General features: G+C 68.9%; 12 protein-coding genes. 7 read left to right on the forward strand and 5 right to left on the reverse strand.

From position 1 onward, the window contains the following. Nucleotides 1-6: 6 nt before the first annotated feature. Nucleotides 7-1,257 carry an SLC13 family permease gene (locus tag OV208_RS09970; RefSeq protein ID WP_267573602.1) on the reverse strand — a complete coding sequence of 417 codons (1,251 nt, stop codon included), beginning with the start codon at nt 1,255-1,257 and terminating at the stop codon, nt 7-9. Nucleotides 1,258-1,684: 427 nt separating this feature from the next. On the opposite strand from OV208_RS09970, the gene OV208_RS09975 reads away from it, so the two are divergent. Next, the gene (locus OV208_RS09975) at nt 1,685-2,854 is read left to right on the forward strand and encodes a serine/threonine-protein kinase (protein WP_267573603.1); all 1,170 of its coding nucleotides are present in this window, start codon (nt 1,685-1,687) and stop codon (nt 2,852-2,854) included. Nucleotides 2,855-2,860: 6 nt separating this feature from the next. Here OV208_RS09975 and OV208_RS09980 read toward each other — a convergent pair whose 3' ends face one another. Then, the gene (locus OV208_RS09980) at nt 2,861-3,214 is read right to left on the reverse strand and encodes a helix-turn-helix domain-containing protein (RefSeq protein WP_267573604.1); all 354 of its coding nucleotides are present in this window, start codon (nt 3,212-3,214) and stop codon (nt 2,861-2,863) included. 66 nt (nt 3,215-3,280) lie between these two features. Between OV208_RS09980 and OV208_RS09985 the strand changes: the two genes are divergently transcribed. The 5 genes from OV208_RS09985 (at nt 3,281) to OV208_RS10005 (ending at nt 10,716) form a co-directional block, all read left to right on the forward strand. Beyond that, nucleotides 3,281-5,128 carry a serine/threonine-protein kinase gene (locus OV208_RS09985; RefSeq protein WP_267573605.1) on the forward strand — a complete coding sequence of 616 codons (1,848 nt, stop codon included), beginning with the start codon at nt 3,281-3,283 and terminating at the stop codon, nt 5,126-5,128. Between the two features lie 26 nt (nt 5,129-5,154). Continuing rightward, nucleotides 5,155-6,069, forward strand: a complete 915-nt coding sequence (locus OV208_RS09990; RefSeq protein ID WP_267573606.1) for a DUF2381 family protein — start codon at nt 5,155-5,157, stop codon at nt 6,067-6,069. 31 nt (nt 6,070-6,100) lie between these two features. After that, nucleotides 6,101-6,571 (forward strand): NUDIX hydrolase, encoded by a 471-nt coding sequence (locus OV208_RS09995; protein ID WP_267573607.1) that lies wholly within the window; start codon nt 6,101-6,103, stop codon nt 6,569-6,571. A 151-nt stretch (nt 6,572-6,722) separates the two neighbouring features. Continuing rightward, nucleotides 6,723-9,143 carry a DEAD/DEAH box helicase gene (locus OV208_RS10000; protein ID WP_267573608.1) on the forward strand — a complete coding sequence of 807 codons (2,421 nt, stop codon included), beginning with the start codon at nt 6,723-6,725 and terminating at the stop codon, nt 9,141-9,143. A 16-nt stretch (nt 9,144-9,159) separates the two neighbouring features. Beyond that, nucleotides 9,160-10,716 (forward strand): ribonuclease H-like domain-containing protein, encoded by a 1,557-nt coding sequence (locus tag OV208_RS10005; protein WP_267573609.1) that lies wholly within the window; start codon nt 9,160-9,162, stop codon nt 10,714-10,716. Here the strand turns inward: OV208_RS10005 and OV208_RS10010 are convergent. Genes OV208_RS10010 through OV208_RS10020 form a run of 3 tightly spaced genes read right to left on the reverse strand, consistent with a single transcriptional unit; the run spans nt 10,704 to nt 12,679 of the window. After that, entirely contained in the window at nt 10,704-11,264 is a 561-nt protein-coding gene (locus OV208_RS10010) for a hypothetical protein (protein WP_267573610.1), read from the reverse strand. The genes OV208_RS10005 and OV208_RS10010 overlap by 13 nt on opposite strands. A 34-nt stretch (nt 11,265-11,298) precedes the next feature. Continuing rightward, nucleotides 11,299-12,042, reverse strand: coding sequence for a hypothetical protein (locus OV208_RS10015; protein WP_267573611.1), 744 nt, complete (start codon nt 12,040-12,042; stop codon nt 11,299-11,301). Continuing rightward, nucleotides 12,029-12,679: an acetyl-CoA carboxylase biotin carboxyl carrier protein subunit gene (locus OV208_RS10020; protein ID WP_267573612.1), complete on the reverse strand. Its 651-nt coding sequence runs from the start codon at nt 12,677-12,679 to the stop codon at nt 12,029-12,031. Before OV208_RS10020 ends, OV208_RS10015 begins: the two co-directional genes overlap by 14 nt. 294 nt (nt 12,680-12,973) lie before the next feature. On the opposite strand from OV208_RS10020, the gene OV208_RS10025 reads away from it, so the two are divergent. Continuing rightward, nucleotides 12,974-14,263 carry an OmpA family protein gene (locus tag OV208_RS10025; RefSeq protein WP_267573613.1) on the forward strand — a complete coding sequence of 430 codons (1,290 nt, stop codon included), beginning with the start codon at nt 12,974-12,976 and terminating at the stop codon, nt 14,261-14,263. Nucleotides 14,264-14,293 lie beyond the last annotated feature (30 nt).

Raw genomic sequence — 14,293 nt, forward strand, 5'->3', positions numbered from 1 at the left:
TGCGCCTCAGGGGAACAAGGCGTGCTCCGCGAGGAGCACGCCCAGTCCGACGACGAAGCTGACGAGGGTGACGGGCACGCCCACGCGCAGGTAGTCGAAGAAGGTCATGCGCACCTTGCCGCGCGCGGCTTCGAAGACGATGAGATTCGCCACGCTGCCGACGAGGGTGAGGTTGCCCGCGAGCGTGGAGCCCAGGGCGAGCACGTGCCACGCCAGCTCCGGCTGCTGCATGGCGGGCACCCACGCCCGGGCGAGCATCACAAAGGGCACGTTGCTGAAGAGGTTGGAGGCCACGAGCGTGAGGAACGCGAAGCCCAGCGTTTCGCGCCACGGGGGCCCGGCCATCAGCGGGGAGAACACCTGGCGGATCTCCTCTGCCCAGCCCTCCTTGTTCACCCCGTACACGACGACGAAGAGGCTGGCGAAGAAGAGCAGCAGTACCCAGTCCACGCGCTCCAGCGCCTCGCGCGAGTCGTGCCCGGACAGCGACATCACCAGCACCCCGCCCGCGAGCGCGCTCCAGCTCATGGGCAGACCCGCGAAGAACGCCACCACCACGCCCATCAGCACCCCGAGCGACAACGCGAGCAGCCTGCGGTCCACGTCGATGGGGGGCGGGTGCGTGTCGAAGCGCGCGACGGGCAGCTCCTTGCGGAACAGGTACAGGAGCGCGAGCGCGACGATGGCGGTGGAGAGCAGGGCGGGCAGGGCCATGTACCCGGCGAAGCGTGCGTAGCCCAGGCCGGACGCGCCCTGGATGAGCATGTTCTGCGGGTTGCCGGTGAAGGTGGCCACGGAGCCGCTGTTGCTGCCCATGCACACCGCGAGCAGGTAGGGGACCGGAGGCAGGCGCGCGTCCTCCACCACCACGAGCACCAGCGGCGTGAGGAACAGGCACACGGTGTCATTGACGAGGAACGCGGACAGCACGGCGCTGACGAAGGTGACGGCCACCAGGAGCACGCGGGGCGTGTGGGCCACGCGCAGCGTCTTGGCGCCGGCGGCGCGGAAGAAATTCGCCTGGGACAGGTACGCGGCCAGCAGCATCATCCCCAGCAGCAGGACGAGCGTGTCCATGTCGATGGCCTGCTGGTTGCGGTCCGCGCTGTGGCCGAACACCTCCGCGGGCGTGACGACCCCCACGACGACCATCAGCGTGGCGCCCAGCAGCGCGCCTCCGGGACGGTCCAGTTTGAGGAAGGGCAGCCGTGCCCCGGCGATGAAGATGTACGTGAAGAGGAAGATCGCGAGCGCCACGGGCGCGGGACACTAGGTCGCCGCCGTCAGGCAAGTCGAGGCAGGCGACTCGTCGCGGCTCCAACGACGGGGTAGGGACGAGCCTTGCTCGGACGAAGGACGCGTTCGGGATGCATGTCCCCGTCCTTGGCGGCGCGCCACGAAGGCCCGCTCCGGTCTATCCAGAAACGAAGTCCAGGGGACGCCCCGCCGGCTGTTGCTCGCCAGAACCTGTCCGACAGTCGGACAGGTTCGCTCGATGCGCCACTCCTTGGGGGCTCCATTCACCAAGACCTCCATGGGGTGAATCCACACAGTGGGCGGGGCAGCTGCTCCCGTGGCCCCCGATGTCGCGGCGAAGACCTTAAAAGTTCTGGAGCTGTGGACTTTTAAGGTTCATTGCGTTCAGACTCACAGGGGCCCTGTCGCTCTTGCCCCTTGAGGAGTCATGTCCACCTCCACCACCGACGCGCGGGTGAGCACCCGGCCGGCACCGCGTCGAAATACCCTCCCGCCCACGCCCGACACGCCGAGGCCCCTCTTCACCGTGGATGGCATCCGCTATGAGGCCATTCGCGAGTTGATGCTGATGCAAACGGGGGAGCTGCTCCTGCTTGCCCGGCGCTACTCGGAGAAGGGCAACGCACTCCCCGGCCTCTGCTTCGTCCGCCGGTTGGCCAACCCCTCCACCTTCATGCGCCGCACGCGACTCGGGGAGGAGATTCAACTGGCCTTCCGCCTCCGCCATCCCGCCATCGCGCAGGTGTTCCACCGCAAGGTGCACCTCGACGCCCTGCACGTCGTCATGGAGTGCGTCGAGGGGCCCTCGCTGGAGACGCTGGTGAGCGCGGGCGTGGCGCGCGGCCGGCCTGTCTCGGAGGCCTTCGCCCTCTACGTCGGCGCGGAGCTCGCGGAGGCACTGCACCACGCGCACACCTTGACGCGAGAGGACGGTCAGCCGCTGGGCATCATCCACCGCGACGTCAATCCCCGTCATGTCTACGTGGGGACACATGGTGAGGTGAAGCTGATGAACTTCGGCGCGGCCTACTCGCTGGTGATCGGGCGGGAGCAGTCGCCCGCAAGCCTCGTCCGGGGCGACGTGGCTTATGCCTCGCCCGAGTACCTGGAGCGACTGCCGCTCACGCCCCGCTCCGATGTCTTCAGCCTGGGCGTGCTGTTGGTGGAACTCTTCACCGGCAAGCACCCCTTCGACGTGCAGGATGTGCCGCGCAGGCCCCCGGGGCTGCTCCCCCTGTACACGGAAATCATCCCCTCCCTGCCGCTGACGCAGATGCGGGTGCTGCTCGCGAGCTTCGGCCCGGAGGAGGTGGAAGCCGCCGTGAAGATGCTTTCTCCCGACGTGAAGGAACTCCTGCACGCAGCGCTTCGCGCAAACCCGGACGAGCGCTTCGCCACGGCGGAGGCCCTGCGCGATGTCATGCGGGTGGCCCTGGCGAGACGACACCCGGGTTATGGGCGCCAGGAGGCCGCCGCGGAATGGGCCCGGGTGCTGGCCGAAGGCAGCGTGCTTCGCGACGTGGTGGAGTTTGGAGAGGGCGGCCTCTTCCAAGAGGGCCTGGAGGCGCACGAACTGGACGCACGGGGAAGCAAGTAGCGCGGGTCAGCGCGCCAGCGCGGAGGCGATATGGAGGAGGGCGTCCAGGTCCTCCTCCTCCAGCTTCTGGGCGAGGTGGAGGAGGCGGCGCAGCTTCGGTCCCTCTTCGGCCTGGGGCTGCGAATCCTTTCGCCCGCTGGCTTTCGGCGTCAGGCCCATCAACGTCTCGGGTGACACCCGCAGTTCCCGGCAGAGACGGTAGAGGGAGGGGACGCTGGGCAGCATCTTGCCGCGCTCCAGACGGCTGTAGACGGGGTGCACCAGCCCGATGCGTTCAGCGACCTCGGCCTGCGTCAGTCCCAGGTGCTCGCGGGCGGCGCGTGCCGCCGTGCCAATGGTGATGGCCAGTTCTTCATTCATGGAGGGCCTGTAGCGTAACCGAGAAGTCCGAACCCGGGCCGTCAACGGGCCCGAAGGAAGGATGCCATGAGACCACCGCCCGCCATCTGGGCGCCCGGGGCCCAGGTGCTGGGCTACACACTGGAGCGGCAACTGGGGCAGGGTGGCTTCGGCACGGTGTACCTCGCGCGGTGTGAAGGACAGCCCTGCGCGGTGAAGATGCTGCACCTGCCCCGCGTGGGCGATCGGGCGGAGCGCGAAGTCTCCATCCTCGCCCGCCTGCATCACCCCAACGTGGTGAAGATCCTGGGCCATGGCTACTGGCCCGTGGCGGAGCCTCACTTCGCCGTCATCGCCATGGAGTACGTGGATGGACGCCCGCTGGACGCGTGGGCGGGGGAGGAGAACCCCACCGCACGGCAGGTGGCGGACGTGGTGCTGGGCGTGGCCCGGGCGCTCGCCGCCACCCACGCGGACGGAGTGGTGCACCGGGATGTGAAGGAAGCCAACGTCATGGTGCGCACCTCGGATGGCCTCGCCAAGTTGGTGGACTTCGGCATCGGCGACTACGAGGGGGCGCGCTCCTTGACACAGGACATCCTCCCGCCAGGGACGCTGAACTACCGCTCGCCGGAGGCGTGGAGGTTCCTGCGAAGCCACCGGGACGTGCCGGGCGCCCGCTTCACGGCGGGCCCTTCGGACGACTTGTGGGCACTGGGCCTGGTCCTCTATCGGTTGCTGACGGCACGCGTTCCCTTCGACGGTCCGGATCCCCACACGTTGACGGAGGCCATCCTCAACCTTGCGCCAACGCCGCCACACGAAGCGAATGACCGCGTGCCCCGGGCCTTGGGTGACGTGTGCACGCGGCTGTTGGAGAAGACACCCGAGGCACGTACGCCGAGCGCCCAGGCCGTCTGTGCCTCATTGGAGGAGGCGCTGCGCGATGCGGATGCGACGTGGGAGCTGCCGCTCTGCGATGCCTACGACGAAGACTCCGCGACGACGGAAGGCGGTGGAGACAGCTTCGAGAAATGGCGGCATCAGCCACGGCACCGGCCCCGCAGGGGCAAGCGGGCTTCTCCACGGAGGCAGCCGGCGCTGGCCGGGAACGCGGCCCTGGCCGCAGGGGGCGGAGCACCTTTTCAAGGCACGACGGTGCGGGTGTCGTCTTGGAGGGGCCGGCCCTTCCGCGCCTGGGCGGTGCTGGCCCTGGTGCTGTTCGCGATGGGGGCTGTGCTCGTGCGGTGGGCGCCACGTACTTCGGGTCCCGCGCCTGCCCGTCAGGAAGTAGCGCCTTCTGGCAAGTCGCCTCAAGGTGGTCTGGCCGCAGCTCCTACCGGGCCGGAGGCCATCGCCGCGGCCGTCGCTCTTCCCGCGATGCTCCAGGAGGATTCAGCCACCGTGATGATTCAGACGACACAGACCCCGCTCCCCCAGCACCCGTCGAAGCCCATGAAGAAGGGCATGAGCGTCATGGCCCGTGCGGTGGGAACCGTCGCGGCCTGCGCGACCATCGGGTGCCCTGGTCCCCAGGTACGCCCCCCCCCCCCTCCCGAGCCATGTCCCGTGGGGGCCGTGAAGGCCATGGGGAAGCTGAAGATCGAGTTGGAGGACAAGCACCCTGCGCCTTTTGTCCTCAGTCGGCCTCACTTCATCTCGGTGCGTGAGGGTCCTACGGAGCTGATCCTGGCGGGCCCCTGGGCGGACATGCCGAGCAATACGGTGCTTTCAGGCAGGCTCATCGTGAGGGACCGCGTCTATGGGCGCCTGACGTGGGCGACGACGCCGAAGGGCGACAGCTTTCCCGTGTGCATGGAGGTCTACGCGGAGGAAGGGGCGCGAGGAATGGCCCGTGAGCCCGGAGACGATTCGCCCTCCAGTGCCCGCATCTTCACGGTCGCATACGTGAAGGCAGTCGGTGGGTTCGAGTAGCAGACCTGTCCGGGAGCCATCGTCGAGTGCCTTCTTCTTCCTTCGTCGTTCTGTTGGGATTCCTGTTCGCGAGCGGAGCCGCTGTCGGTCAGGCGGAATTCCCATCCACCGTGCCGGGGGCGCGTCGCATTGAACTGGCCCCTGACGAAACCCCACCCCCATCCGAGATCGCGGTGAGCCCAGGGCTGTCCTCTGGCTTCTATTTCGATTCAGACCTGCTGCGCGAAGGCATCGAGTTGGAAAGCCGGGAGCGCTTCTCGCTGGTGGATGTGGGGCAGGCCACCCTCCGATTGGTTCCTTCATCGCGCGTGAACCCTGGTGAGACGTTCCGGCTGGTCGTGCGCTTCAAGGATGGGGCGTCGCCGGTGAGTGCCTCCTTCCTGCTGCGAGCCCATCCCGCGAAGGCGGAGCCACTCGTCGAGATCTACCGTGGGAAGCGGACGATTGAGACCTACCAGCAGGAAACCAGGGAGGCTCACGCGAAGCTGCTGAGTTGCCAGGGCGAGAACGCGCGGTTGAGCGCCGAGCACGATGCTCCAGCGGGCCTGACGGGGCTCATCTCCACGGGAGCACTGGATGATTCGGGAGTGGCTGGAAGGGTCGTGACCAGGGACGTTGCCCTGACTGTTGGGAACGTTCTCGAAGCAATCCTGGTCAAAAGCTACCGTTCCAAGAAGGGCGTTGCCGTGGAACTCATGCTGGTGGTGAGGTCAGGCGCTCAGCCATGGAGCGCGAAGGGCGCATTGCTTCGAGGCAAGGCTGGAGCGGACTTGAAGGTGCTCCGTGTGTGGCAGGAGCAACCCATCGCTGTGGGAGAGGCCCGGCGCATCGTGGTCGAGGCCGAGGCCCCGACCACTGCTGCCCAGGGAGCCTTCTCGCTCAAGCTCTGGGAGGAGGAGGGCCCGCGCACCGTCACGATCAGCAACGTGACGTTCCCATGACGTTTCTCGGCTTTGCTTCGGTGAGGAGTCGATGACCGGTGAACGTCCCTGGCATGGGAACTGGAGGGTTCGCTTGCAGGAGCGCGTCCGTGAGCGCGGTTATGGTTCGCTGACAGCGTTCGCCGCAGCACGTCCCACCGCCTCCCTGGTCACGCTGGCCGAGGAACTTGGCAAGGAGGACGTCGCTGGCGTGCAGGTCTTGGGCGGGTTGCTCGTGGAAGCGGAGCAACGCAAGCAGGTCACCCGCTTTGTTCGCGATGTGTTCGTGCGTGAGTTCTCCGGGGGCCTGCCCGAGGGGTGGCCAGCCGTACTGGACGACGCGAACCGGTTCAGGGTCGCCAAGGTGCTCGGGCTCTGGAGTGGCTACACCCCGGAGACCCACCAGGAGCGCGCCGATCAGGTCATGGCGGCGCTTCGCGCCTCGCCACCGCCGCCAGGCTGGCGCCCATTGGGGCCCGACGACACGCTCCTCCACATGCTCCTGCCGGACGACGAGGCCTGACCGGCCCCCGGCAGAGGTGCTCAGCAATAATCCGTACTTGAAACCAGGAACATGAAACCGGAGTGCGTCAGGAACGGTCACCCGCCGGGTTCCAGGGGGCGCGTGACGCGCGTTGTCCTTCCCGGTACACGTCTGTACAGTGCCCGGCCCTATGAAGCCCGAGAAGGAAACCGAGGCTTTTTCCGGCCCGCGTCGCACACCGTGGTCGGGAGTTCGCGGGCTGGATGCCGTGCTCCAGGGCTGGCGGACGGACCGGCAGGTGTGGCCGAACATGGTCCACGACGCCGTGACGCCCGCTCGGGCCGGGGTCTTCGCGCCGCTGCCGGAAGACCTGGCGCCGCAGGTGCGGGACGCGCTGCGCAAGCGGGGCGTGGAGCAGCTCTTCTCCCATCAGGCGGAGGCCTTCGAGCGGGCCCGGGACGGGGAGAGCCTGGTCATCGCCACGCCCACCGCTTCCGGAAAGAGCCTCTGCTACAACCTGCCGCTGTTGGACCGCTTCGCGCGTGAACCGGACGCTCGGGCGCTCTACCTGTTCCCCACGAAGGCCCTGTCGCGCGATCAGGAAGAGTCGCTGCGGGCGTTCATGCGCGAGGCGGGCCTGGGCCACGGCGCCATCACCTTCGACGGCGACACGCCGGGAGATGCACGGCGGGCAGCCCGGGAGCGCGCGGGCGTGGTGCTCACCAACCCGGACATGCTGCACACGGGCATCCTTCCGCACCACGCGAACTGGGCGCGGCTGTTCGCGAACCTGCGCTACGTGGTCATCGACGAACTGCACACGTACCGGGGCGTCTTCGGTTCACACCTGGCCAACGTGCTGCGCCGGTTGCAGCGGGTGGCCCGGTTCCACGGGGCGTCCCCCACGTTCATCCTGGCGTCGGCGACCATCGGCAATCCGAAGGCGCACGCGGAGCGGATGCTGGGGCGCGAGGTGGCGCTCGTGTCGGAGAGCGGCGCTCCGTCCGGCGAGCGGCGCGTCCTCGTCTACAACCCTCCGGTGGTGAACGCGGAGCTTGGCATCCGCGCCAGCTACCTCAAGAGCGCGGTGCGGCTCACGTCGGATCTGGTGCGCGCGGGGGTGTCCACGCTGCTCTTCGGGCAGTCGCGCAACAACGTGGAGGTGATGCTCAAGTACCTGCGCGACCGGTTCGTGGAGGAGAAGCTGGACCCGGCGCTCATCCAGGGCTACCGGGGCGGCTACCTGCCTGGCGCCCGGCGCGCCACCGAGGCCGCGATGCGCGCGGGCGAGGTGCGGTGCGTGGTGGCCACCAACGCGCTGGAATTGGGCATCGACATCGGGTCGCTGGACGCGGTGGTGTGCGCGGGCTACCCGGGCTCCGTGGCCGCGCTGTCGCAGCGCTTCGGACGGGCAGGGCGCCGGGGCATGGGGAGCCTGGCGCTGCTCGTCACGTCGAGCGCCCCGCTGGATCAATACTTCGCATCGGATCCGAAGGCGCTCACGGGCGCGCCGGTGGAGCACGCGCGCATTGATCCGGACAACGTGGAGATCCTCGTGCAGCACCTGAAGTGCGCCGCCTTCGAGCTGCCCTTCGAAGAAGGGGACGCGTTCGGGGACGTGCCGGTGGAGAACACCACGGAGGCCTTGGACTTCCTTACGCAGCATCAGGTGGTGCACCCGTCGCAGGCGGCGGAGGGCGGGCGGCGGATGTTCCACTGGTCGTCGGACGCGTACCCGGCGCACCACGTGTCGCTGCGCAGCGTGGGTTGGGACAACGTGGTGGTCATCGAGCGCGGAAGCGATCGGACGCTGGCGGAGATGGACTTCCGCTCCGCGCACACGCAGTTGCACGAGCAGGCCATCTACCAGCACGACTCGGAGCAGTATCAGGTGGAGCTGCTGGACCTGGAGAACCACAAGGCGTTCGTGCGCAAGGTGGCGCCGGACTACTTCACCGACGCGATGACGAACGTGCGCGTGAGCGTGATTCAAGAGGACCAGGGCGCGCCCGTGGGCCCGACGCTGCACGCGGGGCTCGGCGAGGTGTCCGTCATCGAGAAGGTCGTGGGCTACAAGAAGATCAAGTACCACACGCATGAGAACGTCGGTTACGGCGACGTGCGGCTGCCGGAGATGCAGATGCACACCACGGCGCTGTGGCTGACGGTGCCGGAGGCGGTGGTGCGGTCCATGGACGCACCCCGGCCGGCGGTCATCGATGCGCTGCGTGGATTGGGTTCGGCGCTGCGCACGGTGGCGTGCGTGGGGTTGATGAGCGACCCGCGCGACCTGGGCCGGACGCTCGGCAGCCGGGATGAGCCGGACGGTCCGCCGCGCAAGGAGGGTGGGGTGGGCTTCGAGCCGACGCTGTTCCTCTACGACAACGTGCCCGGCGGCGTGGGGCTGGCGACGCGGCTGTACGATCAGCGCGAGGAGTTGCTGCTGCGCGGACGCAAGCTGCTGGAGTCGTGTCCGTGCGAGGACGGGTGTCCGGCGTGCATCGGGCCGGCGGCGGGTGGGCAGCCGGGGAGCGCTCCGGTGGGAACGCATCCGCGCAAGCGGTTGGCGCTGGACCTGCTGGCGGCGCTCGGCGTCGCTGGGGTGCAGTGAGGAGCACGGACGGCGCATGGACCTGAAGCGCAAGCTGTCGCGACTCACCAGCGCGGGCCCCGGAGGCTCGCGTGGGACGCCCGTCCCGGTGAACACCGTGGTGGAGGCGCGGGCGGAGGTCATTGCTCCGGCGGTGGAAGAAGCTGGGACGACCACCCTCGCGGAGGTGCTGGTGGAAGCGCTCCGCAAGCGCCTCTCGATGGAGGGTGAGGAGCCCGTCCTCGATGTGAACCGGACGGACGAGGTCCGCACTTCGGGCCCCGGCGCGCTCCAAGAACACGGCGGAGAGCACTCCAGTCTCGTAGACCTGCGCGAGGAAGCGCGGCGTCGGTTCGCGGCCCGGAAGGCGGGCGTCGCGGACGCTCCGGTGGATCCCCGGGTGGAGTCGCTGCGCCAGATGCTGTCGTTCTGGGCGGAGCGACAGGGCACGGCCTCCGCGCGGCGGGCGGTGGCCCCGGTGCCCGAGCCCCGGGCGCTGCCGGTGGAGGCGCGCACGACGTCGTTCGGCACGGTGCATGTGGCGGAGCAGGTGTATCCGCCGGAGCATCACCACGGGATGGCCCCGGTAGCGGCGGCGCTCGACGTGGAGGCCCGGCTGGTGGCGAGCCTCGCGCTGCATCCGGAGCTGGAGTCGGTGGACTTCACGCGGATGCTGATGCTGGACACGGAGACAACGGGGCTCGCGGGCGGCACGGGCACGGTGCCCTTCCTCGTGGGGCTGGCGTGGTTCGAAGGCCGCTCCCTTCGCGTGCAGCAGCTCTTCCTCCGGCGCATGGGTGAAGAGGCGCCGATGCTGCGGCTGCTGGCCGAGCGCATGGCGTCGTCGTCCTGCCTCGTCACGTACAACGGCAAGAGCTTCGACTGGCCGCTGTTGCGCACGCGCTTCGTGCTCAACCGGGTGCCGGTGCCGAAGGAGCTGCCGCACCTGGACCTGCTGCACTGCGCGCGGCGCGTGTTCAAGCACCGGGGCGAGGGCGCGCGGCTGGTGCACCTGGAGTCCAAGGTGCTGGGTCATCACCGGGTGGATGACGTGGACGGGGCGCTCATCCCGGAGCTGTACTTCCGCTTCCTGCGAGGCACGGACGGCTCGGAGCTGGTGCCGGTGCTGGAGCACAACCAGAAGGACCTGCTGTTGCTGGCGGCGCTGCTCGGCGACCTCGTGCGCCGCTTCCGGGCAGAGGGGACGGAGGCCCAGGATCCGCGCGACCTGCTCGGCTTCGCGGTGGTGGCGGAGCGGGCAGGGGACGCGGAGCGGGCGCTCGCGTTCGCGAAGGCGGCGGCGGAGGGCGGAGGAACTCTGGGCATCGAGGCGCTGGTGGTGGCCTCACGCCTCTGCCGAAGGGCCGGCGACTGCGAGTCCGCGGTGGCGCACCTGCAACGGGCGCTCACGTTCGCCCGGCCTGGGCAGGGCGCGACGCTGCACCTGTCGCTGACGAAGCTCTACGAGCATTCGCTGAAGGACTTGTCCCGGGCTCTGTACCACGCACGCCTGGCCGCCCCGGTGGAGCTGCCCGCGGACCACCAGCTCCGGCTGGAACGGCTGGAGCGCAGGCTGTCGCGTCAGGGCGCCTGAGCGTCAGGCATTCCCGCGTCGGGTGGTCCCAGGAAGGGCAGGGCGCTTGGACGCTTTGGCTCGAACGACGGAGACATCCCGGGCTCCGCCTTCTCGATGACGCCGCCATTGGGAGGGGCGATATACGGCTCCATTCCATCCAGAACACGTCGGAGAATGCGCCCATCGCGACTGATGGCGTATCGCGCCCCGGAATCGAATCTCGGGTGCGTGCGCCCACATGCGGAAGGATCCTCGTCGATTCGAACGAAGAGGATGTCCTCGCGCTGGATGACCTGGAAGACGTGCGACGCCTGTTGGTCGGTACACGGCAGGTCGGCTCGACCCGGTGGCAGGAAGTCGTTGGCCGCGAGGAGCAGCGCCCGGAGGACGGAGCCGTCCATCACGAAAGGTTGTCCTGGTACTCCGACGCGCAGCGGTGCCTGCTCTGAGAACTGGGGAAACACGATCGAGCGGTCATCCCCCACGGGAACAGATGCAGTGCCGATGGTGGCGCGACTACATCCGAGGGCCGCGAGCCCCAGCAGCAACGGCGCATATCGCTTCATCGTCCGCGCTTCTCCATGACGAAGGCCCATGCTCCTAGTTGCGCACGATGCGATAGCGCGTGTCGTCTAACCATTCGACCCGACCAATGACTTGCCGTCCCCAGTCGCTGTCCTTTCGAAGCCACCGCAACAACTCACCCGTTGCTGGGATGTACTGGAAGAACCCATCACAGGGAGGGCTCTCCAAGCTACTGGAGTGGGAGAAGAAGGCGACGATAGAGAGCGGAATCACACCCGCCTGCGTGTTGACGGTCACACCGTGCTCGACCGCCATGGCGACGATGAACCGGATGTCGCGGTCCGACAGCACGTTGTCATAGGGATGGTTGTGCAGGACGAAGACGTAGCCCAGGCTTCCCGGGGAGTAACGAGGATCATCCACGGTGGCTGGCAGGTCGCACGTGCGCTTGTGCGATTCGTCCTGCGGTGCTCCAGCTGCGAGCATGCTCATCTCGAACTTCTGGTCCGGCGTGTAGTACAGCCAGGCGCAGTACTCGCGGGAACGCTGCCAGCGCAGTGAGAAGTTCTGTTCGGTAGGTCGTCCCGCAGTGGCTCTCGGCTTGCCCAGGATGAGGGGACACGCGGCCCTCAATGCGTCCGAGAACGTGTCGAACGGACCGAAAGACGGCATGGGGCCGGGGATGCTCGTCAGCGGGGCCCCTTCGGCTCTCTGGACAACACCCGGAATCGGCCGCGTGGATGCGCATCCCAGCACCAGGGCCGCCAGGAGCGCGGCGAGACGGCTGGCGGCCGGAGCCAATCGTTCACGGCAGCGCATGGTGCAGCCCGGGGAACCACGCGACGAGCAATCGCTGCGTGCCCAGCTTCACCCTGGCGCTGCCGGTACTCCCGTCCTGGTAGAGGCGTGACCGCCCGTCCCGGATGAAGGCTCGCGCCGGCGCGTGCGCACGCACCAGCACGGCGCCGTCTCCCCCTGTCGCCAGCTCGGACTTCCTCGCCCGTGCGTACTGGAGTGACGCCTCCGGAGCCTCCACCTTCTCGATGACCGCCTCGAGGGCCGTGGGCATGCCCTCCATCCGGTACTCCAGCGTCATCCCCGGGGCCAGCTCCGACCGGTACTCCCCCGGAAGCAGCACGTGGAGCGACGGCAACGCTTCCGGATCCCTCACCGCCACCACCGGCTGGCCCGCCGCTACCTCCGCCCCTCGCTCCGCCAACAGGCGGCCCACCGTCGCCGCCTGGAGCGCCGTGAGCTCCACCGGACCCGACGCCGTCTCCAGCCGCGCCAGCACCTGTCCGACCGTGACCTTCTGACCCAGCCCCACGTCCACCGACACCACCTTCCCGGGGGCGGGCGCCGGGACCTCCACCCATTCGCCCTTCTCCAGCAGCACCGTGCCCCTGGCCGTGCGATCCATCCGCACCATCGACGCCAGGACGAGCAGCGTGGCCACCGCCCCCACCGCGCTCCACGCCCACGCTCTGCGTGAAAAGGAGGCCGGCTTCGGGGCGGGCGGAGGGACTGCCGACGGGGAGGGGATGGGCCTCGGATCCATGCCCTCGGAAGGATGATCCATCCGGGCGCCCCCACGCCAGGACAGGATGGAACGTTGAATTCACGGCGAAGCCCTCAACCCGGGGGCGAACAGGAGGTCCGCTGCAGGCCTGTGGCGCCCGCCTGCACCCTCTACAGCGATGTATCCCTGCATCGTCCGGAGGCCACCTTGTGCCATGCTGCATGGCGACTCGTGGATTCCTCCTTCCTCAAGATCGGATCACTCGTCCTCGCCGGACTGCTCGCCCCGGGTGCGCTCGCGGCGGAGACGACGCGTGAGGAACAGGCGCGCGCGGAGCTGGAGCGTCAGCTTCGCGCCATGGTCCCCGAGTCCCCCGCCGAAGTGCAGCTGCTCTTCGAGGGCTTCAAGGCCGAGGAGGGCTACCGGCTCGTGGAGAGCGACTTCCTCCTGGATGGCGAACCGCTCGCGGTGCCGTCCATCGAGGAGCTCAACGCGCCCGGCGTCCACCGGCTCGCCGTGATGAAGGTCGAACCGGGGGAGCACACCCTGGTGTCGCGCGTCACGTACACCAACGGCTCCTGGAGCCTCTTCAGCGAGTCGAACGGCTTCCTCTGGAAGATCACCGCGTCCGTCGGCTTCCAGACCGAGCGCGGGCTGCGCGTCGCGGTGAAGGCCTCCCCCCGCGTCGTCCCCAACGCGCCGGATCCGCGCCTCAAGCTCAAGCTCACCCATGCCGTCACCGTGGAGATGATCAAGCCTCCGCAGGACGAGCCTGCCGTGGCCGTGAAGGTCGACGCGGGCGCTCCCGTGAAGGTCGTCCAGCCCGCGGCGCCTGACGCTGGCGTGAAGCCCACGACCACGGTCGTCTCCGTGACGCCGCCCGTGGAGCGCACGCCGATGCCTACGGGCCGCCTGCGCCTCCAGGTCACGTCCAAGAAGCCCACCGCCGCCACCGCCTTCGTGCGCGGCCCCGGCGAGCCGCTGAAGCTGGTGGTCCCCCGCAGCAAGCCCCACGAAGTGCCGCTGTCCGCAGGCGCGTACACCGTGGACCTCATCGCCGACGGCTTCCTCGCCCAGACGCGCCAGGTGGAGCTGGCCGCTGGCGCGGACGCCTCGCTGGCCTTCGCCCTGGTGCCCGCCCCCAAGGCCGCCAAGGCCGCCAAGGTGCTCGAGAACCACGTGGAGCTGCCCCAGCCCCTGGGCTTCGAGGAGATGAAGCCCGTGCCCACGAAGTCCACGCTCGCGGGCCTGGACCTGCTCGTGGACCTGCTCGTGCGCGACCCCAAGGCCCGCCTGCGCGTCGAAGGCCACACCGACGGCCGCGAAGTCCCCGCGCCCGCCCGGCAGGGCCTCTCCGACGCCCGGGCCCGCGCCGTCGCCGACCTGCTCATCCGGGCCGGCGTGGCCCCCTCACGCATCGAGGCCGTGGGCGTGGGCGACCGCAGCCCCAAGGCCCCCAACCTCATTCCCCGCGGTCGTGATCTCAACCGCCGCGTGGAGCTGGTGCTGCTGCGCCCCTGAGTCCCGGCAGCCCGGCGCCGTCGCGCTTGA

Source organism: Corallococcus sp. bb12-1 (assembly GCF_026626765.1).
In the GTDB taxonomy this organism is placed as follows: Bacteria; Myxococcota; Myxococcia; order Myxococcales; family Myxococcaceae; genus Corallococcus; species Corallococcus terminator.